The organism is Aquincola sp. J276, from assembly GCF_024700035.1.
Taxonomy (GTDB): Bacteria; Pseudomonadota; Gammaproteobacteria; order Burkholderiales; family Burkholderiaceae_C; genus Aquincola; species Aquincola tertiaricarbonis.
Genome location: NZ_JAJONC010000002.1, coordinates 1,670,485 through 1,692,598 on the forward strand (window position 1 = coordinate 1,670,485; position 22,114 = coordinate 1,692,598).

Sequence of the window (22,114 nt, forward strand, 5' to 3'; positions counted from 1 at the left end):
GGAACCTTCAGGTCTTTTTCTGGGAGGAGCGGCGGATCGCTTCGTTGATCTCTTTGATCGAACGTTCGATCTCGGCTTCGTCGAGATCGTCGCGGGCCTCGCCGATCACGCTGGCCTGGATGGTAGAGGCAAACACCTCGTCGCCCAGGGCGCGGGTGCTCACCGCCCCCTGCTGCCGCCGGTCTTCCGACGACTCCCATTCCATGGCCAATGCGGTCACGTTGTCGCACTTGGGGCCGCCGTTGCGCAGCGCGGTCTCCACCAGTTCGGGCACGGCTTCGTGGATGGGTTGCTGGCCCAGCCGGTCGGTGATCTCGGTATCGCTCACCGGGCCCCAGAGGCCGTCGGAGCACAGCAGCACCCGGTCGCCCGGCTGCAAGAGCAGCGGGCCGGAGGTGTCGACCACCGGCTTGCCCGGGCTGCCCAGGCAGGTGAACAGCACGTTGCGGTTGAAGCGCTCGCGCATGGGGACCACCTGGCTCAGCGTCTCCTGCAGCTCGGAGTAGCTGTGGTCGCGCGTGCGCGCCACCAGCTTGCCGCCGCGCACCAGGTACAGCCGCGAATCGCCGCAGTGCGCCCAGTAGGCCGCGTCGCCCTGCAGCACGCAGGCCACGAGCGTGGTGCGCGGCGTGTCGATCAGCGATTTCTCGGTGGCATAGCGCAGCAGCTGCTGGTGGCCGGCGATCAGCCCGTCGTGCAGGAAGCGCAGCGGATCAGCCAGCCGCGGCTTGGCATCGCGCTGGAAGCGCGCGGCCAGCGTCTGCAACGCCAGCTGCGCGGCCACCTCGCCCTCCGGATGGCCGCCCATGCCGTCGGCCAGCGCGAACAGCCCCGAATCCCGCGTGTAGCAATAGCCCATGCGGTCTTCGTTCTTCTCGCGGCCGCCCTTGCGGCTGACCTGGTACACGCCGAACCTCATCGCTGGCCCTTCATGACTTGGCGCCGCTCTTCAGGTTCTCGAGCTGCAGCTTCAGGCGCTCGCTGAAGCTGAGCTTGGTGTAGCGCCGCTCCGATTCACGCGCCAGTTCCTTCTGCAGCGCGAACACGCTCTGCGGGCGCGACAGCGGATCGAGCGACATGCACCATTCGGTGACTTCGATCAGGTTGTCGGAGTACACGTTCCGCAGCCGCGACAGGCTCAGCGCCAGCCGGTCCTTCTCGATGCGTTGCGGCGCGTCGTTCGGCGGATAGCCCTGCATGCAGGCGTAGATGCAGGCGCCGATGGCGTAGATGTCGGTCCACGGGCCCAGCGTGCCATCGCGGCGGTACATCTCGGGCGCGGCAAAACCCGGCGTGTACATCGGCCGGATGAAATTGCCTTCCTTGCTCAGCACCTCGCGCGCGGCACCGAAATCCAGCAACACCGCCTTGTTGTCGTTGGTGATGAAGATGTTGGCCGGCTTGATGTCCAGGTGCAGCATCTTGTGCTGGTGCACGATGCGCAAACCTCGCAGGATCTCGTCGAACAGCGAACGTATCGTCGATTCCCGAAACACCTTGTCACGCTTGAGTTCGCGCGCGGTCACGATGAAATCCTGCAAGGTATCTCCTTGCAGGTAATTCATGACCATGTAGACGGTTTCGTTCTCGCGAAAGAAATTCAGCACCGAGACCACACTCTGGTGGCTGATCTGCGCGAGGGAGCGGCCTTCTTCGAAGAAACTCTTCAGGCCCAGGCGGTACAGCGGCTGCTTTTCCGGCTTCACCCGCGGGGTGAGTTCACCGGGAGAACGCTCGGCCAGCGATGACGGCAGGTATTCCTTCAGCGCGACGAGATGGCCCTGGTCGTCTTCGGCGAGATAAACCACGCCGAAACCGCCCGCTGCCAGCTTCTTGACGATCTGGTAGCCGCCCACCACGGTGCCAGCAGGCAGCGGGGCAGGTTTGGGCTTTGACATAATCGATTTTTTGATACAGGGGTTCAATGGCAGTCTACAGCATGACCGGTTATGGCAGCGCCACGGCGAGCGCTGCTGCAAACCCCGAAAACCCGGCCAATTCCGGCGTTGGCGTGACGGTGGAATTGCGTTCGGTGAACAGCCGTTTCCTCGACCTGGCGTTTCGCCTGCCCGACGAGTTGCGCGGCCTGGAGCCGGCGCTGCGCGAGGCCGTGGGCAGCGCCTTCCGCCGCGGCAAGATCGAGCTGCGCCTGGCCGGCCAGCGCGACGCCGACAGTGGCTGGCCGCATCCCGCGCCCGAGCAGCTGATGCGCCTGGCCCAGCTGGAAAGCAATGTGCAGACGTGGCTGCCCAAGGCGCAGCCGCTGTCGGTGCACGAGGCGCTGAACTGGTGCCGCAATGCCACGCCGGCCGAGCGGCTGGACGAGGTGGCGCTGGAGGCCACCCGCCAGGCGGTCAAGGCGCTGCAGGAGGCCCGGGCCCGCGAAGGCGACCGGCTGGTGAAGGTGCTGATGGAGCGCATCGGCCGGCTGCGCGAGCTGGCCGAGCAGGCCAAGCCGCTGGTGCCCGCCGTGGTGCAGCGGCAGCAGCAGCGCTTCCTGGAGCGCTGGAACGAGGCGCTTCAGGTGGCCGGCGCCGGCCAGGCGGTGAGCGAGGACGCCCAGCGCGACCGCGCGCTGAACGAGGCAGCCTCCTTCGCCATCCGCATCGACGTGGCCGAGGAACTGGCCCGCCTGACGGCCCACCTCGACGAGATCGAGCGACTGCTGAAGGCCGGCGGCGAGCTGGGCAAGCGGCTGGACTTCCTGATCCAGGAGCTGCACCGCGAAGCCAACACCATGGGCTCCAAGTCCGCTGCGCTGGAGCTCACCGGGATCTCGGTGGAGATGAAGGTGGCGGTGGAGCAGATGCGGGAGCAGGTGCAGAACATCGAGTGAGGTTTGGGGGGTCCCAAGGGATCCCGCGAAACGACGCAACCTGTTGTCGCGTAAGGATATTTTGTCTCAGGCCGTCCCAGGGCGTTGCAGCGTAGCGCGCGCAACCTGTGGGGTGTGGGGTAAATCGGGTTTGCGCCGGTCCAAGGTGAACAACCCGGCGGATTTACCCCACAGCTTCCTAGGAGCTGAGACATGAACAGACAGCAACGCCCGATCACCGATCGGGAACTCAGAGCGTGGCTTGCCGCCGGCCCGGTTGACCGTGGCGTCGGCGAGGGACTGACCTTCGTGGGCACGGCCGCAGCGGCCAGACAAGGGCACGCATCCTGGATCCTTCGCTACCGACTGAACGGTCGCTCGAAAGAGAAGGTGCTCGGTCGCTTTCCCGAGTTGTCACTGAAGGATGCACGTGAGCAGGTTCGGCAAGACCGGGCGCAGATCGAGCGGGGCGTCGACGTGGCAGCGGCCAAGCAGGCGGAGAAGGCGCTCCTGCTGGAAGTGCCCACGGTGCAGCGCCTCGGCGAGGCATGGTTGGCGAAGTACATACGCCCTCGCCACAAGTACCCCGAAGTGGTCGCGCGGGTGCTCCGCAGGCACATCGATCCGGTGCTCGGGTCCATGGCGCCACCCGACGTAAAGCCGGCGCACATCGATCGGGTGCTGACCCGCATCGTCGCAGGCGGTGCGCCGACCGTGGCCAACGACGCGCTGCGCTACATGAGCCGCATGTTTAGGATGGCCGTGCGGAACCATTGGATCGAGCGCAACCCGGCAGCCGATTTCGAGCTGGCCGACGCGGGCGGCGAAGAAGTATCCCGCGACCGCTGGCTCACCATCGAAGAACTGCGGCGGTTGGCATCGGCGATGCGGACCACAGCCAACTTCGGGCGGCAGAACGAGCTGGCGGTCTGGCTGCTGCTGGCGCTGTGCGTCCGCAAGATGGAACTGTTGTCGGCCCGGTGGGACGCGTTCGACCTCGACGCCGGCATCTGGACGCTCGCCAAGGAGAGCACCAAGACGCGGGCGTCGATTCGCATCCCCTTGGCGGAACCCGTCCTGGCGTGGCTCAACGAAGCGAAGGTCTTCTCCTTCGGCGACCCCCATGTCTTCCCGCCTCGTCGGCTGGTCCGGTGCCGGTTGGGCGTGAACTGCAAGAACCGGTTCGACCATGTCGGCCCCGATACGCTGAACGTGGCGCTTAAGCGATTGAGCATCCCCGACATCGAGCACTTCACCATCCACGACATGCGCCGGACTGCGCGCACGCACCTCGCTGGCCTCGGCGTCGACCGATTCGTCGCCGAGCGCTCGCTCAACCACAAGCTGGGCAACGTCGAAGGGATCTACGACCGGCACGACTACTTCGAGGAGCGTGCTGCCGCGCTTCGCGCCTGGGCGAAGCTGCTGGAGAACATCGAACAAGGAAAAATCCCGAAGGGCACGCCAGCTGCTCGGCAGATCCGGCAACCCGCGCAAGCGTCCCGCTCGCGCATGCCCGCCGATAGTTGAGCCGGCGGCCAGAGCTGCGGTCCCGCGGGGATGGCACACCGCGCGCATTCTTGATAGGAATCGAGTGCGCAGCGGGTGACTGCCTAGACATCATGGTCGCCGCCTCCAGCCCAGGCGGCCGGTCTCCAGCTACGTAGGTTGCACGCCGAGGCGTGCCGAGCTACATGCTGCGACTTGCGTCGTCAGCAACTCCAAGGAGACCGACCATGGAAGAGCGTAGCAAGGTTCACGTCGGCCTGGACGTCCACAAGGACAGCATCAGCGTTGCGGCTGCAACGCCTGGGCGCGCGGCAGGCTGTTTCGTCAGCAAGATCGCCCACGATGTAAGCAAGCTGACCAAGGTGCTGCAGCGGCTGGGCTCGCCAGCAAACCTGCATGTGGTCTACGAGGCAGGGCCCACCGGCTACGGCCTGCAGCGCGTCTTGTCCGCTCGAGGCTACAGCTGCGAAGTGATCGCCCCTTCGCAGATGCCCCGACGACCGGGCGATCGGGTCAAGACCGACGGACGCGACTGCGTGCAGTTGGCCGAGTGCTCACGGGCCGGCCTGCTGCGTGCGGTGTGGGTGCCCGATCCAGCCCACGAAGCGATCCGCGACCTGGCGCGCGCCCGCGAGGACGCGGTCAACGCACGCACTCAGGCGCGCTTGCAGCTCAAGGCGTTCTTGCTGCGGCACGACATGCGGTATGCCGGCAAGACCGCCTGGTGCGGCGCGCATGAACGCTGGCTGGCCCGCTTGAGCTTCGGCGATGCCAACACGCAGATTGCCTTCACCGAATACTGCTTGGCGGTGAAGTCGGCCGACGAGCGAGTGCAGCGGCTGACCCAGGCGCTGTCGGCATCGATCAAGGGCTGGCGGTTCGAGCCGGTGGTGCAGGCGCTGCAGGCCCTTCGGGGCGTGGCTGCGGTCACGGCCATTGGGTTGGTGTGCGAGATCGGGGACCTCGACCGCTTCGAGCACCCGCGCAAGCTCATGGGCTACCTCGGGCTGGTGCCCAGTGAACACTCCAGCGGCGCCCGAACCCGGCGCGGCAGCATCACCAAGGCCGGCAACGCGCATGCGCGCAGGCTGCTGACCGAAGCGGCGTGGAATTACCGCTTCAAGCCGCGCATCGGCAAGAGATCAACGCCCGGCAAGCGGGGCTGTCACAGGCCGTCCGGGACATGGCGTGGAAGGCGCAGCTGAGGCTGACGCAGCGGTTTGCGGCGCTCAAGGAACGAGGGCTGCAGATCAACAAGGTGTGCATCGCCGTGGCGCGCGAGCTGGCCGGCTTCATCTGGGCCATTGCCCGGACGGCCCAGGCCGAGCGAGCCTGAACCACGGCACGGCGAGCCGACGGAGATCGATCCGGCGATGCGAGGTGGGCACCGACGGGGCAACCCTCGAGGCTCCTGAAGGACACCGCAAGGATGACTCCTGAACCTAGAGCGAGGCAGGCCCGCGACGAATCGATGAAATGCTGGTAACCAATCCGCGGATATGAGTCTGATTCATCGTCGCTGCACGCTCACGTCGCATCACCGGATCGATCACCGTCAACGCACGAAGAAGACCACAGCCGACCAAAACCATAAGTCAGTCAGCAATTGACGGCGGCGACCATAGGAGGAGCCGGAGCGACACTTTTTCTCTAAAAGTCATCGCCGCAAGTTCCGGGCGCCGCGCCTAGAGTTGTGCTGACACGCAGCTCAGGAGCCGCCAAGTGAACTCGACACAGCCCGCGCTGAAAGCGCCCGCGCCTGACGCCTCGCTCACGATGTTCGTCCGCATGGCGGGCGTGGTGCGCATGACCGGCCTCGGCCGGTCCACGATCTACCGCTTGATGGCAGAGAACAAGTTTCCCTTGCCAGTGCGCCTTGCCAAACGCGCTGTAGCGTGGCGTCGCATCGACCTCGAACAGTGGAGCGCCGCCCGTCCCTCCACCTCGCATTGAAGATTCAAACGCTCCGTCGGAGCCGTGCGGCTACGGCGAGATCGACAGTTTCAGAACCAGGCCGATCAGCAGCATGGCCGCTGCCACCTTGCCCCAGCGCCAGGTGGTGAACCAGTAGCGGTGGTTCACCCACAAGGCTCGGCGCAACCGTCCCAGACCGAGCAACACGGCCAGTGCGGTGATGAACGGCCCCACCACGCCGACCGGCTCGGGTGCCTGCCGGATTACCAGCACCCAGAGCAGTGGCCATGCGACCGCGTCGGTGGCCGCGAGCAACCGCCGGCCTGGCCATTCAGGCGCGTCCGGTCGGGGTTCGCGAGCAACGAACAACCACATGACTCCTCCGATCCCGATTGCGCGGGCGGGTTCAACCGCCCGCGCAGCTCGGTCCAGCTGGCGATAGCTGCAGGGATTCGGGCAGCCAGCGGGTACCGGCCAGCCGCGATGCCGCTGCGTCCACCAGCGCATCCTTCTTCATGGCCTCGACACCACCACCGGCTAGTTCAGGCCCGGCCTCCGTCAGCGCCGCGACGATCTGTGCCTTCGGCCGTGGTTCAGGTAGTCGGCACCGAAGGTGCGCAACGCGCACACATGCACCACTGTAGCCACGGCCACCGTCGTGTTCTGCGCCAGCATCGCCTGCAACGCCATCGTCCGATGCGCGGCGGCCTGATCGGCGTTGTGACGCCGAACGTTGAACCGCGACGGCACGAGGCTCGCCAGCGGCACCGACAGCAACTCCTTCGTGTGTTCCATGATCGTGATCTCCAAAAGTTGAAAGCGGTTCGCGACTGACCATCAACATGGCCTCACGGCGGCACGCTAGGCAAAGGAACGAAGCCGCTTCGCCAACCGCTCAAGTCACCGTCATCTCGCATGTGAACCTCGCCCGATCCCAGACCTCAAAAACCGCCTGCCCTGTTTTCCGAGGGAGCCGGATTCGGCTGTTGATCCCTCGGCGTGAGGTAGAGCGGACTGCTGCCCCGCATTCGTCGGTCGCCGTGCGATGCCGACAGCGCCGCGGAGAAGCGCGGCCGCAAGGGCACCGTGGAATACCTGGAAGGGGCCCGCCGCAGGCGGAAGGGGCCGGGCTATGCCGCGAAAGGCCCTAGCGGCCGCGCACGCGGCGCTACGGTTCGCAAATGGGGCGGCCGGCGAAGCCGGGCAGCGTCTGCTACGGCGTCGAGGACAGTTCAACCGGCCTAGTCAGGCGCCCTGCTTTGCCATCCGGCTCCGCTGCTGGTGATGACGGCTGTGCAGCGGTTGCTGCAGGTCGACCCGGACGAGCGAACTCACGCTGACCGGCACCAAGCAGACGCCCAGCCTGGCGGCGGCGGGCCCGGTGAAAGTCAGCTAAGCGGGGTACATCGGTCGTAGGCCGGCGCACGACCGAGACGGCAGCCGATGACTGCTTCCTTGTCCGCGGTAGTAGCGGCACCGACCCAAAGCGGAGATACCCATAGCAAAGTTCATCGTCCTAAAGCCGCCGTTCAAGGCTCGGACTCCCCGGGAAGGCCGTGCCTCGCTCAAAGTAGATTTGCAGCATATTGTCGATAGACCCGCACCACAACGGCGGTCATTACTGGATCGGCGTCGACACGCCGCACGGCTTGCGCCATGTACAAGCCAGCTTCCACCCAGCCTACGGGGCTGCGGAACAGCAGCTCCCGTGCGCAGGAAGTCAATGAGCAGCGCGCTGACTTCTTGCGGCTGTTCGTGGTGCAGCCAATGCGTCGCTTCGGGCAGCCTGAACAGCTCGCCGTGCGCGCAGTGCGCCAGCGCGGGGTCAGCCAAACCCGGGTTCAGCGCGCTGTCGCGATCGCCCCACAGCATCCGCACTGGCGGGCGGATCGGCCGCTTGCCCAGGTCGAGAGCCAGGCGCAGCGCGCTGTACCAGTTCAGCATGCCGGTCATTGCGAGCCCGGCGCCGCACCTGGGCGGTACTGAAACGGGGACAGGGGCAGAAGTGCGCCAATCCGTTGACGTTGCTGCGAAGTGCAGCTCTAATCCAGAGGACAACTTAAAGGAACTGGCATGCGTCCGCCAGGGAAGCTCGTGGTCTGCGACAAGTCATCCGTCAGGGCTTGTGAAGTGCGTAGCGGCTGCGACTTTGCCAGCGCCCTCTCGGCTTCGATAGCTGCTCGCCGGCGCTTTCTCGGGTTGCTCACCGCCGGTCTCTCGCTGTCTAGCACATCTCGAGCGCAACTTCCGGCGGGATCATTCCTAGTGGCGACCCTCTCGACAAAAAACGTACCTGTGTCTCAGGTTGCAAAGTGCTCGGAGCTGGAAGCCATCATCAAGCGCTTTGTTGGTGAGGCTGAGCGAGCCAAGGCGGACCCAAAAGTCGTCGGGCAGGAGCAGTTGGAACGTGTCCTGGCAGAACGCAAGGTGCTCCAGGCCTCCATCAAGGCGGCTGAGGCGGCACTTGCTAACGCAAAGATTGACTTGGCCTTCGACGGCGTCAACGTCGGTATCGGCGCAACGCTGGCAGGCTTGGGTCTGGTCTTCACGAGTCCCTTGGCGGTCGGCGTGCTGGCTGGCGCAACCATGCTCGCAGGCGTCAGTTCGTTCGCCGCGCAGGCCTTCTTTAGGCAAGGGCCCAAGGAAGTTGCGTTCGTCATGGGCTATGCGCGCGACCGCGGGCTCATGCTGACAGGAATGCTGGCGCAGAACGCTTCCTCATCAATGGCCAAGCTGGTCGGTAACGCCGCGAACGCCACCGCGATCTTCGTTGCGGCATACGAATACAACGACCATCACAGCAACAAGGACCAGGCGCTATCTGCCTTGAAGCTGGCCCTCGTCCGTCTCAAAGCCGTCGACGCTGGCGTCGGCGAGCTGGGGAACGACGCCAAGAAGTGGGGAGAGCTCTATCGCCAGCAGGCCTTGGCCGGGAGCAAGGTCCTGCGCGAGTACGTGGATGCTAATAAGGCGACGAACTGCTTATTTGTCGAGCCCGCCGGTGCTCGCCTCAGGAAGCCATAGATGGTCAAGACGGCATGCTTCTGTCTCTGCTTGGCAGGGACGGTGAGACCGCCGAGCGATGACGGCGAAGGATCTACTGTACGAGTGGTAACGGACTGGACGCAGAGCCGCAACCCGACTCCAGAGGGGTGCCGGGAACTAGGCGCTCAGGTGCTTCAGCGTCGCGGCTACTTTGCTGAGGTGACGGAGAAGCGCACCGGGGTGCTGGCCCTGAAACTGGGGGTGACAGTGAACATCCGTTGCGGTGCAGAGACCCTAGCTATCTTCGTCATCGCGTGGCGCAAACGACCGCCGCTTGATCAGCAGGCCGCAGAGATGCAAGGGTTGCGCGATGCGTTCACCAATTGAGTCCCACGGCAGGACCGCTTTGTCAAGCGGCCCGCGATATTCGTGCTGTCAATGGCCAGGGCCTCCTCGGGCTGTGCGCCAGTTAACTCTCGCGCTCGCAGTGGCGACGGCTTGGCCTTTGGCATCGGCGCAAGATCAAGTCCCAGACGTTTGCGCCACTGAACGTAGCGACCTTCTCGAGCGTACCGGCTCGCGCGCACCCAGCCCGTACCTGTTGGATGCTCTTGGTGCTGCTCGACTGGATTGGGGCGGAGCGCCGTCCTCCGACGAGGCCATGCTCGGGGATGCTGGCGTGGGGCGCGCCAGGCAGCGCTACGTCTCCTGCGTACTGGCCAAAACCCGCGTCCTGGCAGATGGCGCTTTGGTCGTGGTTGACCAAACTCCATCGCACGACCTAGCACTTGCCAAGGCAGCCCACTACCACGCCCTAGTCACGCAGGGTCAGACTTTGCTGCCCGAGCTACAGCGTCAGGCACCTGTGTTGCTGAGCATGGTCCTTGAGGCTGCCACGGAGGACGTCGCTAAGGAGGTGCTGGGCACGGCGCCGCACGAAGTGGCCCAACGAGCCGTCGCCAAGGCGTGGAACCCAAAGACGAACACCTTCAGTACGAGGGCCCTGCTGAGCGAACTGGATAAAGGCGCAAAAGCGGTGCTTCCCGGCGAGGCCAGTGCATTTCTGAGGAGCACCGCAGAGAACCTCGTGCGCGATGAGCTCCAGCGCGCCGGTGCGGGCGGATACGCTCAGCTAGTGCAGCGGCTGGTCACTGTGCGGGACGGCGAGGACCTCGGCAAGGCCATCGAGGCGGCCGCCCGCACGGAGCTACGAAAGCGAGTCGGCCCGGAAATTGATGGCGCCGTCACGTTCTTGGCGGGTGTGCAGGACGTACGGGCCAGGTACACCGGTGCCATCGAGCAGGCCAAAGGGTACCTTCAGCGCTCCCAGTCTGCAATTGCTGCGTTGGGCCCTGCCGCAAGAGGCAGCGCCACGATCGACCTCGCGCTCGGCGCGGACTTCAAGACTTTGAAGCCGGCCGAAATGCGCGCCCGCATTGCAGGGCTGCAGGGAAACAAGGCAGCAATGGCCGCCCTGGACCGAAGCTCGGTGGACGACCTCACCTTTCGTGCGGGCGCTGCAAACGTGGCGACTGACTTTGCGGCAGCAGGGCAGGCCCTGGGCGCTCTGGCCGGGGCGCTGGGGCAGAGCAATCCGCAGGCAGCGCGCTACGTGGCCGCTGCGGGGACAGTTGCCAGCACTGTCAGTCAGGTGGCAAGCGTCATGGCCGCTGGAGCCATGGGCCCTGTGGGTTGGATGACCATCGGCGTCAGCGTCCTGCAAGCGGGTGGCAACCTGAGCGCCATGTTCGGCGGCGGCGGCAATGCGCAGACTCAACAGCAAGTAGCGCTAATGAAGGCGCTTAAAGACCTCAGCAGACAGGTGGAGGACCTGCGGCAACTTGTGGTCAACCAGCACCGGCAGACGTTGGACCTGCTGCTAGCGCAGGACGTTCTTGCCCGAGAAACCCTGGCCATCGTTCAGGACGCACAGTTCATGCCAGTTGGTGGTTGCGTCTTCCTCGACAACAGGCTGCACAACACGGACGTGACCACGCCCGTTGAGCTAGTCAACGCAATGCGGGCCACGCCCTCTGGCGATGGAGCCCTAGCCCTCAACGCGAAGCGCTGCATCAAGTTCCTAGAGGACAATCAGGCCGTTATCGGCGCCGCAGGCGGAGATCCAGGAGCACTCTGGAGGGGGTTCTCATTCACTTCCAGCGCGCTTAGAGCGGCTCTGGCAGCCAACCCGGATACAGAGGCGCAGCGGGTGAAAGAGTTCGCCCAGCACCGAGCCCTACTGACCAGAGCCAACCTGATCGACCAAGCGCAGCGGCGGCTTGTCGGGGCAGCGGCAGCCTGGCAGGAAACGCCTGTGTCTCGCATATGGGACCTCCATCTTCGGCCGGCAGCGACGTGGCGAGCCGTGGAAGAAGGGTTCGCATTGGCAAAGCAGGATGCCGACGCGAGCGGGCGCGACTGCCCGGCCGGTGGGCAGCCGGGGGTGGCGCAGGACTCGAGCCTGCGCGGGCCCGTACCAACTCTTTACGCGATGGCAGCCGCCTATGGGTTCTCTGGTTTACCTTGCGAAGCAGCTCGCCTTGAGCTACTTGTTCGAGAGCCCCTGTCGCCACCGTCGGCATTGACCGTCATGCTCGCTGCCAGCAGGCTGGCCGACGCTGCTGAATTCCTGGAACTGGGCGGGAGTGCGGCAGTCGCTGAGTCCCAAGCGGCGATGAGCGCCCGTGATTCGTCGGCCCTCGCGGAGCGGCGGCGTCGAGGCAATGTCTGGCTCGCACAATGGGTTCCCTTAACGCTCGGGTCGTTGGGTTGGTCAGTACTGCAGCGAGGCGACTACTTGGTGCCGATCGCGAGCGAGCTGCTTCAGTGGGCTGAAGCGCCTTTGCGCTGCAAAGCGGACGCCCAGACCGTGCCTGAAGAAGACAAGTTGTGCCAGCGACTCGGGTCCAAGCGGATGGCTGCCTACGTCATTGCGGCTCAGCGCCTTGTGCGCGAAGTACCCGAGTTTCGAGCCAACGTTGCTGCGTGGCGAGTCCGCCAAATGCTGGCGACATCGAACGCTCGCGAGCGCGCCGACGGCACGCTCGACGCGGCACAGTACGCTCAGGCGTTGGCGCGCCCGACTCCTCAGGCTTTGCAGGAACTGCTCCCCAGTGTCGAACTCGTCCGCTTGTCCGCAGCAGCGGCGAAGAGCCCGACCGCGCCGGATCGCCCGCAGGGCGAATCGGCACATTGGTACATGCGGCTGAGCGGGCAATGCGTGCGCTTCCCCGAGAGCACCACATTGCAGTCGAACGGTTTAGTGGCCTGCAATGGCAAAGCGTGCACTGACCCTGCCAAGAGCGCGCTAGAGTCGCTCAAGAAGGCCAAGCCTGACCCAAGAATGACGGAGATCCTCGACGAAGAGCGTCTGGTTGATGAAGCCCGAACACAGGCCTGCGTGCTTGCCCCGTTTCCGTTGGCCGCTCGAGTTGCCGATGCGAAACCCCGCACCGACGGCCAGACGCAAATCTTAATGTCGTCAAGCTTGGCGTACCTGGGACAGACCCAGTATTACCTCGCGCTTCAGAAGCAGGACCCAGTCTCCGGGATGGAGTTGGCAACCTACATGCGACCTCCCTCCGTGCCGCTCTGGCGCAGTTGGGGTGGGCGGCCGCCCACCAAAGCCGCGGGACCAGCTATCGCACCGGCTAAGCAAACACTCGCAGCTGAGAGGAAGCGTCAATGAACGCCGTACTGACTATGTCCCGCACCGCTGTTCTGGCGGCAGCTTTCGTCGTTGCGGCTCCCGTGGTCGCCGAGGTGACCGTGACGCAGACGGTGCTGTCGTCGGTGTGCCAGTACTGCATAGCGGCCGGCGACGTGCATATTCGCCGAAAGGACGGCGTGGAGAAGCCGCTTTCTCGACTGCAGCTGCGTGTCGGTGATCAGTTCATGAACGTGGCGCAAACCCTTGTTAACCGCAGAGGCCAGCCAATCAGCCCCAGGGCGGCCGCCCACCGGGCAGAGCTTGCCGCAGAGTTCATAGAGTGGGACGATGCGTTTGCCGGGGTAGGGGTAACGGGAAGCGCAAACGCTTTTTTGGCAAACGCAGCAGGCAATTCCTTGGCGTCGATGGAGGTGCCGGTGCTTCGACCGACGCAAGCCAAGACCAGAACATGGAAAGATGTCCTGCAAACCGCCGGCGTCTGTCTGGGCAGCCAATTCCGGGTGCCAACCTACTACTTCTTCGACGGTGAGGACTTGCCGATGGCGAGGTTCCCGCTAGGCACCCTGGGACTGAGCGAAGACTATCGGGAGTTGCCGCCTACGGCGCAACAGACGATTTGCGAAGGTAAGTTGCTTCCCATCGAAGAAGTTCTCAAGGCCTTCGCCGCCACACAGCTAAGTAATGCTCGGGCTGACTTCGAGGAGCGCACTAGCGAAACAAAGATCAGGGCCTACGCAGCGGCCGAGACTCGCGCTTGGCTTGACGCTAACAAGCCGGAGGTGCTATTGGAGACAGCCAAGCTGATCGCCCCTGCCAAGCCGTAACTTGGCTCCCAGCTAAGCTCGCGTGCCGTTCGGCCGGCGCCCAGGCCCCGGCAGCTGAACGCTGTCTGGATCTAGCGGGACTGGCCACGGCCCTCGCCGGATGACAGCGATTCCACCCCAACTTGCCCGCCGCCCCCGCCGCCTGCGAGCACAATTTGAGATGCCAGCAAGCTGCCCGTCGACACCGTCGGCTGATGGCCGGGACCGACAGTTCGCCCTTGCACCAGATAGCCGCCGCTCAGGGCGGCCGGCCCGACCTGACGCAGGCGCGGCCGCCGTCGAGCGCCTCAGATTTCCGTCTGCTCGGAGATCTCGAGGGCGTCATCGACCTCGATGCCGAGGTATCGCACGGTCGACTCGAGCTTGGAGTGCCCGAGCAGCAGTTGAACGGCCCGCAGGTTCTTCGTGCGCCGGTAGATCAGTGTTGCCTTGGTCCTGCGCATCGAGTGCGTCCCGTACTCGGCGCGGTCCAGGCCGAGTTCATCGACCCAGTGCCCGAGGATACGAGCGTACTGTCGAGTCCCCAGATGAGGTGAGTCGTGCAGCCGGCTCGGGAACAGGAAGTCCTCGGACTTCAGCGCGGACTGCTTGATCCAGGCCTGCAAGACATCCCGGGTTGCCTGCGTGATCTCGAACTGGACCGGTCGTTGCGTCTTGTGCTGCATGACGACGGCGCGCGTTGCCACCTGATCGCCGTGACACACGTCCCGGACCTTTAGCGCGACGAGGTCGCAACCTCGCAGCTTGCTGTCGATGCCGAGGTTGAACAGGGCGAGTTCGCGCACTCGTCCCTCCATCTGGAGGCGGACACGCAGCGCCCAGATGTCCTTGAGCTTGAAGGGCGCCTTCTGCCCGACGAGCTTGCCCTTGTTCCAAGGCTCGCGATGAATGGCGTTACCTGTGGTTCCCATGATGGTCTCCCATCGAGTTGAGGGTTTCACAGGATGCGCTCCGAAACAGACCCGTCACCGCCTGGCCTGAGCCGCTCGCCGGCGCAGAGGGGCCACCATTTCCCGCCGAGTGGCAGGTTCCTGGCGTGCCTGCGAACTGTCAGTCTCGGCCATGAACAGTCACTGGCCGACGGCCGGTTTCGGGTACCCCGCACGGACCTCACAGCCTCAGCCCATGGCTGGCGCAGCCTTCACCGCCGAGGGCGCCAGCATCGAAAGCCGTAGCCGCCCGCACTATTCAGATTCGGTGACAAGGTCCTAGAGTTGCCGTGCAGTCAGTCGGTGGCAAGATGGTTGTCAAGGAACGAGAGCCTGGGAGGGCACAGTGAGCAACTCATTCGCGGTCGTGACCGACATCGCCGAAATCGCTCGGCTGAACGAACAGCTGGCACGACGCCTTTCGACGTCTTTCAAGGTGAGGCGAACCCGCGAAATCACGTACCCCGCAGGCCATCACACGGGGACGGTGTACTTCGAGTCTGCCGCGGGCACCGCCGTCCGAGCGTGGTCACCCGACAGCGGACCCGACAAGCTCATCAACTTCCTGCTTGCTGGCGACCCGGCTGCGTCTACCTGGATGCAGATTGACGTGCAGATGAACTTCCCCGCCGGCACCTACAACCGCCGTATGGCCGGTGCGTTCGTGACCGACGAGAGCGGCGACGTCCTGGTTGCTCATCGAGGCAAGCTGACTAAGGGGAAGGCAGGACTTCCGAAGGCGAAGGTCTTCCGGGAATTCGCGTCCCGCACGGTCGAGGCGGACGACCATGGTCTGACCTCGAAGATCATTCTGATCTCAGCGCTGGACGACCCCGAACTGGCTGACCGGCTCTGGAAGTTTGCTGTGGAGGCGCGAGAGGTCGCGACGCGGATTGCGTCCGAGGAGGATGACAGTGATGCAGACGACGACACACCGACGGCCGGCGGAGGCGGCGGTAGGAAGCCGAGCTCCCCGCCGATAGATCCTGTGCTGAAGCTTAGAGACTACTTCGACGAGTACGCTGGCGAAGGAAATTTGAAGGGCCACGGCGGGGGCAAGCGCACTGTAGAGCATGGAGATGTCGTCAAAGCTCTGGAGCTTCAGCTGGGCGCTAACGGCCGGAGCCAGAAGGCTCAGGCCATCGACCTGGCCATCGTGGCATCGCAGGTTGACCTCTTTGAGGTGAAGACCTCAGCTCGAACCACCGATGTGTACACGGGCGTTGGTCAGCTGCTCATTCACGGCGAGTGCATTCGAGAGTTGCTTGAGTTGCCGGTGCGCCGCCACTTGGTTCTGCCTGCGCCTCCTCGGGCCGGACACGGGAAGCATGTCACCAAGAAGGGTGGCATCAGCATCGTGACCTATGAGAAGAACGTAGCCGGCTACACATTCAGCGGTCTTGTGTGACGCATTGATAGCCCCATCGAACAACTACGACAACTTCCAGAAGCCATGAGCCTTCCACGCGACCTCTCAACAACAAGCGCAGACGATATCCAAGCCCTCGTGGCTGCGCGAACGGCAGAGGGAACTTATCTAGAGTTCAAGCGGGACCTGCCTCGGCCTGACGCAGGTGGTCGGCACGAATTTCTGGCTGACGTGTCGGCCTTCGCAAATAGCAGCGGGGGCGACCTTGTCTACGGCATTGACGAGGACGGTGAAGGCCGAGCTACTGCCGTTGTTGCGCAGCCTGGAAATCCGGACGAGGAGGCCCGCCGACTCCAGGACGTGTTGCTCAACGGGATCGAGTCCAGGGTGCCCGGCCTCCAAGTGCAAGCAGTCACTGTCGCAGGCGGTTTCGTGGTCGTCGTGCGAGCGCCGCAAAGCTGGGCAGGCCCGCACCGGGTTAAGTCGAACCAGCACTTCTTCACCCGGGAGAATGGCCGCAAACGACAGCTTGATGTGCCGGAGGTCCGCGGCCTCTTCCTGCGGTCGGAGAACCAAGCGCAGCGCGTGCGAGATTTCCGCACCGAGCGCATTGGCAAGCTGATGTCAGGCGAAGGGCCTCATCGCCTCATTCCTGGCGCGCTACTGATTGGCCACTTCGTGCCAACGCAAGCCGCATTGGGAACCGTTCAAGTCGACCCCATTCCGTACATGCAACAGCGGGCGCTGCCCGTACTGAGCACTACCGTGCCGTTTTCGCGAGTCAATGCAGACGGCGCGCTCGCTGTGCGGAACCCTCGCCCAGAGGGAACTCACGGCTACTCGCAGATGTTCCGCAATGGTTACTTCGAGACCGTGAAGGTTTATCCCTACGGAGATGCAGCACGCGTAGGCCTTGGCAGCTTGGCCTACGAAGAGCAGTTCATCGCAGTCCTGCGATTGCTTCGCGCCGAGTACGTTCATCTTGGCATTGGCACAGAGATGACTTGCATGGTCTCCCTCCTGGACGCTGACCGTGTCGAGCTTGGCTTCGACCGGCATCGCTACATGCTGGACGACCATCAGGGCTTCTTCGACCGTAAGACGCTTGTTCTGCCGGACGTGCTTCTGCCTGCAGACCTCAGTCCTGAGCAAGCGCTCAAGCCGGTCTTCGACCTGGTGTGGCAGTCGGCCGGCATGGAACGGTCGGCGAACTACAACGCTGCGGGCTACTGGGCTCCTGTGCGTTGACGACGGGGTGTCAAAGCCAGGAACCACTCGCTTGCAAGCCCATGCGACCGCATGGTCGCGCGAGTAATTTACCTGTGTCGGCGCTCGGTTCAATTGCCCGATGTCAGATTTGGGTCCGCCTACAGGTGCTCGGTCTCGCGATCCTGAAGGCGGGAACCGGTCGCTCGTCGTTTCGGTGCTCTGAAGCTGCCGCCTGCGAACCGTCGTGGCCGGCCACAAGCGGGCGATCGCGAGCGACAGCCTTCTGGGAGTTCATCCGGTGACCTTGTGCCGCAGAGCCGACTGGCCCGAGGCCCGAGTGCACGCGACGGCGCGAAGCACTGCCCAGACGCGGTTCACCGCGCTGCTCTTTCACATCGACCAAGAACCGCTCGGGAGAGCGTTTGGTCGAAAGCAACGGCGAGCAGCGGCAGGGGTCGACGAAAGCGCCGTTCTAGCTAGCGTACGAGCAGAACCTTGCAGCGAACCTTCTGGAACTGCACCGGCGCATCCACACGGGGCGCTACCGGCCCAGCCCGATGCGGTGCGTCTAGATCTCCCAAGGAACAAATCAGGAACGAACGCCGCGTTTCGATCAAGAGGGCAGTTGCCTCAGGCCATGCGCCCGGCTTACGTATGCTTCCAGAATTGTGTTGGCTGCCACCAGACCGACCCGAGCGCAGGGGAACTAGGCGTTGCGTTCCTGCCAGAGCCCTCCGTTACGATGCCTCCGCAGAAGGCGACCTTGCGTGCGGCAGTCCCGCGGGTGCAGACCAAGAGAGACTGGGAAAGGACACTCTGCATGATCAAGAAGCCGCTCGGAGATGGCCCGAAGCCGTCGGAATTCATGCGCGCCTTGCGGCCGGAGCTGTACTCGGATTCCGTTCCGAAGACCGAGCACCGCCTGAAGGCCGAGATCCTGTCCCACCATCTCGACACGATCACTGAGCGCAACCAGACGCACGACTTCGAGATTTTCTGCCGCAAGCTCTGCGAGCGCGCGATCTGTCCGAATCTGCGGCCCGCCACCGGGCCTGAAGGCGGCGGAGACAGCAAGGCCGATACTGAAACCGTCCCGGTCGCCGACGAGGTCAGCAAGCTTCAGATCGTCGTCGGCCAAGCCAATGGCGGCCGGGAGCGCTGGGCCTTCGCCTTCAGCGCGAAGCAGAAATGGGCCGAGAAGGCACGCTCAGACGTGGCCGGAATCGTCGCCACCGGACGCGACTACCAGCGGATCATTTTCGTCACCTCCCGGGCTGCGCGCGCCAAGGACCGTTCGCGCGTCGAGGACGAGCTTTCGCGCGAGTACGGCGTCCCGGTCACCATCCATGACCGGGCGTGGGTCATCGACGAAGTCATTGACAAGAACCGTCGAGATCTGGCCTTCAACTATCTCGGCATAGGCGAGGAGGCAACCGAGAACGCGCTGGGCCCGAACGACTACTCCCGAAAGCAACAGCTTGCCGACATCGAACGCGAGTTGGAGGATCCCACGGCGTTTGAAGGCATGTCCATGCACCGTGCGACGGAAGCCCTGGTCGCCGCCAAACTCTCGCGCAGCCTCGGAATGCCCCGTACGGATGTTGACGGCCGCTTTCTCCGGGCCGTTCGCCTCGCTGACGATGGCGGCACAGGCCGCCAGAAGCTGGAGGCTCGATACGAGTCGCTGTGGACGGCGTTCTGGTGGTTCGATGATGTTGCGGCCGTCGTTGCCGGATACGAACAGTTTGAAGCCAAGGTTATCGACGACGACATCGCCAAGAACCTGGAGTTCCTGTGCAACCTCGCGCAGCTGCTCTTCAATGCCGTTCTCCGCAACGATTGGGATCGGGACAAGGTTCAGCTGGATGCGCGCTTGGCTCGGCTCAAGGCGCGACTTGATACGCTGGCGAATGAGGCAGAACGGCCGAACAACGCGCTTCAGGCGCGCGCGTCGTTGCTGGTCATAAGAGCCAATGAAGCGGTGATCAATGACGCCGCCGACGATCTCTCCTCCTTGTGGCCGGAGTTCTCAGACATCCTCGTGAAGGCGGATGGTCTCGGTGAATTCGAAGCCACGCTGCTGATCAAGATGATCGAGGCGTTCGGACCAGCTGCGGGCAGCGATCGCGGCTACCGCGATCTTGTCGATCAGGCCTCCGACTTCGTCGCCAAGCGAACCAGCGAGGGTGAGGGCGCTTTGATCCTCGTCCGGCGCGCAAGGCAACTCGGCGAGTCCGAAGAAGTCATGGAGATGATCCGCCTGCTCGGCAAGGCCGCCCGTCGCCTGAACAAGAAGGAATACGCCGAGCAATCTATCGAAGCTATGACGCTCCTCGCGATTGCCTACCGCAGCGCTGGCCTGCTTTGGGCCGCGCGCGCCTCCTTTACGACCGCGGCGGCGAGCCTCTTTATCGAAGGCGAAGAATCCGGAGACATGCCTGCGTCGATCTTCCCGACCCTGATGGCTGGAGTATCGATAGCGGTCGAACTGAAGCATTTTCCTGAAACGTTGGAGGCCATGCAGCTTGCGCGCGGCTGCCTCTCGTCTCTGCCCTACAGCGATGAATCGCTTGAGGTCGCGCATGAGCGCCTGCGCGACTATGACGGCATTCTCGCCTGCCAGATCATCAATCTCGGCGAGGCCGATCTCGAACGGCTGTGTACGATGCCGGACGTCCTGGAGAAGATGCAGCTCTTCGTCAGCCGGACCACCTTGCTCTACGCGCTCGGCCATGAGGCCCTTATGCGCTCCGATGGCTCGTTCCCGGCTGAGGATTCTCCATCGGATGTCGCCGCCATGTTTAAGCGACTTGCGGACCAACCGGCCGCGGATGCGACGTGGCGTCCGGCCGTGTTCAACGCGGCGGGCAAGCAGAGCTTCTCAACTTCGGTGCTGGGACTTCGCGTCGATGTCGTTCACGAAACCACCGACGCATCGATCACGGTGGCCGAGGCCGTCGCTGGCGCAATCGAGGCGTTCTTCGCGACGGCCTATGAGCTTCAGGCTGCGGCGCACATCGAACGGTTCGCCGTCCGGATCTTTGAGGCCGATGTCGCCAAGTATGAGGTTTCGATCGACGGCGATCGGACGGGACTGACCGTGCAATGGCCGCGCGGCGTGATCCCGAGCCCGGCATCGTCGTATGGCGACTACCAGAACATGCTGATGGACGTGGCGGGGGAGGTGTTCTCCTCGACGTGCCATGTCCAGAGCATGAAGCACGCGCTGCCGCGCCTCTTTGAGAAGGACGCGGCGGGCGAGCGCGTCGCAATGGTCGGATCTGTTTGCCTGAGTCGCGCCCGCATCTTCAGCGGCGTGGCGCGTCTGTCGGACTGGGACAAGCACTCGCCCAAACGCTACGACCTTCTGCCGACAAGACCGCGCATTGTCCGTTCGGCGTCCGCGATGCGGCGCGAGGAGCCGCAGGGCGGCAACGACGAAAGAACGGCAGATCTTCCGGAGATCCGTGACCACCGCGACATGCGCGTTCGATCCGTGATCGACATGCATCTGTGGGACCGCGCGAAATGGAGAGGGACCGGCTACGGCGACGTCGGCCCTCATGCGCCGCCGTGGTTCGGCCTGATGTTCACCGGCGGCGAGGCCGGGACGCGGATTTTTGAACGCTGGCGCGAGCGGTTCGGCGACTGTGACAAGGATGAAGAGATCTACATCGGCATGGTGCGCAAGTTCTCGGCGGAGCACCCGGCGCATTACGGAATCATCGTTACGTCTAACCTCAAGGACGATGAACGCATTGCGATGGTCGCAGCGCGCATGCACACCATGCTTCCGACCAACGATGTCAATCTCAGCCGGTTTCTCGCGGCGTATCGGCGGGTTGGCTCCTACCTGCTGATGCCTGCGACCTTTGACGGTTCCGGCCCGCCCGTGTTTCGTCATGACCTGGCGATCAGGAAGCGCGCTCTGATCGTGAAGGACGCAGCGGAGATCTCCGCCACTGACATCGAATCGATGTACCTAAGGCGGTCCAGTTCCTGAGTCGGCTTCGCCTGGCTTCGTTCGGCCATGCGTTTGCGGACGGTGTTCTTTCGCTGCCGGCCGTTCCGGTTCCTCCCATCTGACCGAGCTCATTCCGTGATCCTGCCCGGGGCGCGTCCCTGTTCAACGGCCAGTGCTCCGCATCATCCTCGCTTCCGCGGCCGTCGTTCCTCAGGCGCTTGTGCAGCGGGCGACCCGTGACCTGAGCCGCTTTACCCCGTGCCTGACCCGTCTCGTCGCAACGCTCAATGAAGGGGGAATGACGATGACGACAGCAAAGGATCCCGCCTTTACCGTCTGGATAGTCACAGGCGAGGGCAAGCAAGCCTTCTGGACCCGGATCGGGTGCGCCTGGCCGCAAAACCACGGCGAGGGCTACAACATCGACCTGCGGGCTCTGCCCGTGAATGGCCGCATCATCCTGATGTCGCCGAAGGACGATGACCGCGGCCAGGAAACCGAGGAGCGGGCTCGACCAGTCGGAGTACCTGCGAACGGGCAATGCCGTGGGCCGGGGCCCTCGCAGGTCGATGGTAGATGGTGACCTCCTAAATTCGTATGGCCTGCAATTGCAAGCCTGCGAGTCAGCTCCTCAATCGCCCCGGGTGCCGCCTGCCGATAAGTGCCTTCCGCTGCGGGGGCCCCAGACGGCTGCGTGCTCGAGGCCGACCGGCAGGTCTTGGGCGGCGGGATCAGGACAGCGGATGTCCCTTCAGGGTCGAGATTGCCAGCTCGCCCTAAGTGGAAGCGGTCCTTCGACTTCAACTCACAGCTGATTGACCGCGAGTGTCAGGTCTCGAAGGTCAACCAGTCCTTACCGATGTCGCACTCCGAATGACCGGTGTTGGCAGCAGCGGCCATTCAGGCTGAGGACTGCGAGTGACTCA

The 22,114-nt window shown here is 64.1% G+C and carries 16 protein-coding genes and 1 pseudogene; 12 read left to right on the forward strand and 5 right to left on the reverse strand.

Features of this window, described 5'->3' with window-relative positions; genetic code table 11:
• Positions 1-7: 7 nt before the first annotated feature.
• Both LRS14_RS25560 and LRS14_RS25565 read right to left on the reverse strand, forming a co-directional pair.
• Entirely contained in the window at positions 8-919 is a 912-nt protein-coding gene (locus LRS14_RS25560; protein ID WP_257801601.1) for a PP2C family serine/threonine-protein phosphatase, read from the reverse strand.
• A gap of 10 nt (positions 920-929) precedes the next feature.
• Positions 930-1,898 carry a serine/threonine-protein kinase gene (locus LRS14_RS25565; RefSeq protein ID WP_046113707.1) on the reverse strand — a complete coding sequence of 323 codons (969 nt, stop codon included), beginning with the start codon at positions 1,896-1,898 and terminating at the stop codon, positions 930-932.
• A gap of 26 nt (positions 1,899-1,924) precedes the next feature.
• Between LRS14_RS25565 and LRS14_RS25570 the strand changes: the two genes are divergently transcribed.
• The 4 genes and pseudogenes from LRS14_RS25570 to LRS14_RS25585 all read left to right on the forward strand — a co-directional run bounded on the left by LRS14_RS25570 (position 1,925) and on the right by LRS14_RS25585 (position 6,277).
• Positions 1,925-2,836, forward strand: a complete 912-nt coding sequence (locus LRS14_RS25570) for a YicC/YloC family endoribonuclease (RefSeq protein ID WP_257801602.1) — start codon at positions 1,925-1,927, stop codon at positions 2,834-2,836.
• A gap of 192 nt (positions 2,837-3,028) precedes the next feature.
• Complete coding sequence (locus tag LRS14_RS25575; RefSeq protein WP_257801603.1) at positions 3,029-4,345, forward strand: site-specific integrase; 1,317 nt, start codon at positions 3,029-3,031, stop codon at positions 4,343-4,345.
• A 206-nt stretch (positions 4,346-4,551) separates the two neighbouring features.
• Positions 4,552-5,660: pseudogene (locus LRS14_RS25580) on the forward strand (IS110 family transposase).
• A 386-nt stretch (positions 5,661-6,046) separates the two neighbouring features.
• The gene (locus LRS14_RS25585; protein WP_310740875.1) at positions 6,047-6,277 is read left to right on the forward strand and encodes an AlpA family phage regulatory protein; all 231 of its coding nucleotides are present in this window, start codon (positions 6,047-6,049) and stop codon (positions 6,275-6,277) included.
• A 30-nt stretch (positions 6,278-6,307) separates the two neighbouring features.
• Here LRS14_RS25585 and LRS14_RS25590 read toward each other — a convergent pair whose 3' ends face one another.
• Together LRS14_RS25590 and LRS14_RS25595 are read right to left on the reverse strand one after the other, a co-directional pair.
• Positions 6,308-6,613 (reverse strand): hypothetical protein, encoded by a 306-nt coding sequence (locus LRS14_RS25590; RefSeq protein WP_257801604.1) that lies wholly within the window; start codon positions 6,611-6,613, stop codon positions 6,308-6,310.
• Between the two features lie 183 nt (positions 6,614-6,796).
• Positions 6,797-7,048: a hypothetical protein gene (locus LRS14_RS25595; protein ID WP_257801605.1), complete on the reverse strand. Its 252-nt coding sequence runs from the start codon at positions 7,046-7,048 to the stop codon at positions 6,797-6,799.
• Between the two features lie 1,455 nt (positions 7,049-8,503).
• On the opposite strand from LRS14_RS25595, the gene LRS14_RS25600 reads away from it, so the two are divergent.
• The 4 genes from LRS14_RS25600 to LRS14_RS25615 all read left to right on the forward strand — a co-directional run bounded on the left by LRS14_RS25600 (position 8,504) and on the right by LRS14_RS25615 (position 13,717).
• On the forward strand, positions 8,504-9,262 hold the full coding sequence (locus LRS14_RS25600) for a hypothetical protein (RefSeq protein ID WP_257801606.1): 759 nt from the start codon (positions 8,504-8,506) through the stop codon (positions 9,260-9,262).
• 150 nt (positions 9,263-9,412) lie between these two features.
• Entirely contained in the window at positions 9,413-9,610 is a 198-nt protein-coding gene (locus LRS14_RS25605) for a hypothetical protein (RefSeq protein WP_257801607.1), read from the forward strand.
• A 274-nt stretch (positions 9,611-9,884) separates the two neighbouring features.
• A complete protein-coding gene (locus tag LRS14_RS25610; protein WP_257801608.1) occupies positions 9,885-12,911 on the forward strand; it encodes a hypothetical protein in 3,027 nt (1,008 codons plus the stop codon).
• A complete protein-coding gene (locus LRS14_RS25615; RefSeq protein WP_257801609.1) occupies positions 12,908-13,717 on the forward strand; it encodes a hypothetical protein in 810 nt (269 codons plus the stop codon). Before LRS14_RS25610 ends, LRS14_RS25615 begins: the two co-directional genes overlap by 4 nt.
• Positions 13,718-14,004: 287 nt before the next feature.
• Here LRS14_RS25615 and LRS14_RS25620 read toward each other — a convergent pair whose 3' ends face one another.
• Positions 14,005-14,628 carry a tyrosine-type recombinase/integrase gene (locus tag LRS14_RS25620; RefSeq protein ID WP_257801610.1) on the reverse strand — a complete coding sequence of 208 codons (624 nt, stop codon included), beginning with the start codon at positions 14,626-14,628 and terminating at the stop codon, positions 14,005-14,007.
• A gap of 364 nt (positions 14,629-14,992) precedes the next feature.
• Here LRS14_RS25620 and LRS14_RS25625 point away from each other — a divergent pair, with 364 nt between their 5' ends.
• The 4 genes from LRS14_RS25625 (at position 14,993) to LRS14_RS25640 (ending at position 21,771) form a co-directional block, all read left to right on the forward strand.
• Entirely contained in the window at positions 14,993-16,054 is a 1,062-nt protein-coding gene (locus LRS14_RS25625; RefSeq protein ID WP_257801611.1) for a hypothetical protein, read from the forward strand.
• Between the two features lie 45 nt (positions 16,055-16,099).
• A complete protein-coding gene (locus LRS14_RS25630; RefSeq protein WP_257801612.1) occupies positions 16,100-17,263 on the forward strand; it encodes a helix-turn-helix domain-containing protein in 1,164 nt (387 codons plus the stop codon).
• A gap of 781 nt (positions 17,264-18,044) precedes the next feature.
• Positions 18,045-21,227, forward strand: a complete 3,183-nt coding sequence (locus LRS14_RS25635) for a hypothetical protein (RefSeq protein WP_257801613.1) — start codon at positions 18,045-18,047, stop codon at positions 21,225-21,227.
• Positions 21,228-21,360: 133 nt separating this feature from the next.
• A complete protein-coding gene (locus tag LRS14_RS25640) occupies positions 21,361-21,771 on the forward strand; it encodes a hypothetical protein (protein ID WP_257801614.1) in 411 nt (136 codons plus the stop codon).
• The last annotated feature ends 343 nt before the right edge of the window (positions 21,772-22,114 follow it).

What these genes read in the sequence shown, in the direction of transcription:
- LRS14_RS25590 (WP_257801604.1), bottom strand. Translation starts at nt 6,613, where the DNA reads ATGTGGTTGTTCGTTGCTCGCGAACCCCGACCGGACGCGCCTGAATGG.
- LRS14_RS25635 (WP_257801613.1), top strand. Translation starts at nt 18,045, where the DNA reads ATGATCAAGAAGCCGCTCGGAGATGGCCCGAAGCCGTCGGAATTCATG.
- LRS14_RS25615 (WP_257801609.1), top strand. Translation starts at nt 12,908, where the DNA reads ATGAACGCCGTACTGACTATGTCCCGCACCGCTGTTCTGGCGGCAGCT.
- LRS14_RS25565 (WP_046113707.1), bottom strand. Translation starts at nt 1,898, where the DNA reads ATGTCAAAGCCCAAACCTGCCCCGCTGCCTGCTGGCACCGTGGTGGGC.
- LRS14_RS25610 (WP_257801608.1), top strand. Translation starts at nt 9,885, where the DNA reads ATGCTCGGGGATGCTGGCGTGGGGCGCGCCAGGCAGCGCTACGTCTCC.
- LRS14_RS25620 (WP_257801610.1), bottom strand. Translation starts at nt 14,628, where the DNA reads ATGGGAACCACAGGTAACGCCATTCATCGCGAGCCTTGGAACAAGGGC.
- LRS14_RS25570 (WP_257801602.1), top strand. Translation starts at nt 1,925, where the DNA reads ATGGCAGTCTACAGCATGACCGGTTATGGCAGCGCCACGGCGAGCGCT.
- LRS14_RS25575 (WP_257801603.1), top strand. Translation starts at nt 3,029, where the DNA reads ATGAACAGACAGCAACGCCCGATCACCGATCGGGAACTCAGAGCGTGG.
- LRS14_RS25630 (WP_257801612.1), top strand. Translation starts at nt 16,100, where the DNA reads ATGAGCCTTCCACGCGACCTCTCAACAACAAGCGCAGACGATATCCAA.
- LRS14_RS25560 (WP_257801601.1), bottom strand. Translation starts at nt 919, where the DNA reads ATGAGGTTCGGCGTGTACCAGGTCAGCCGCAAGGGCGGCCGCGAGAAG.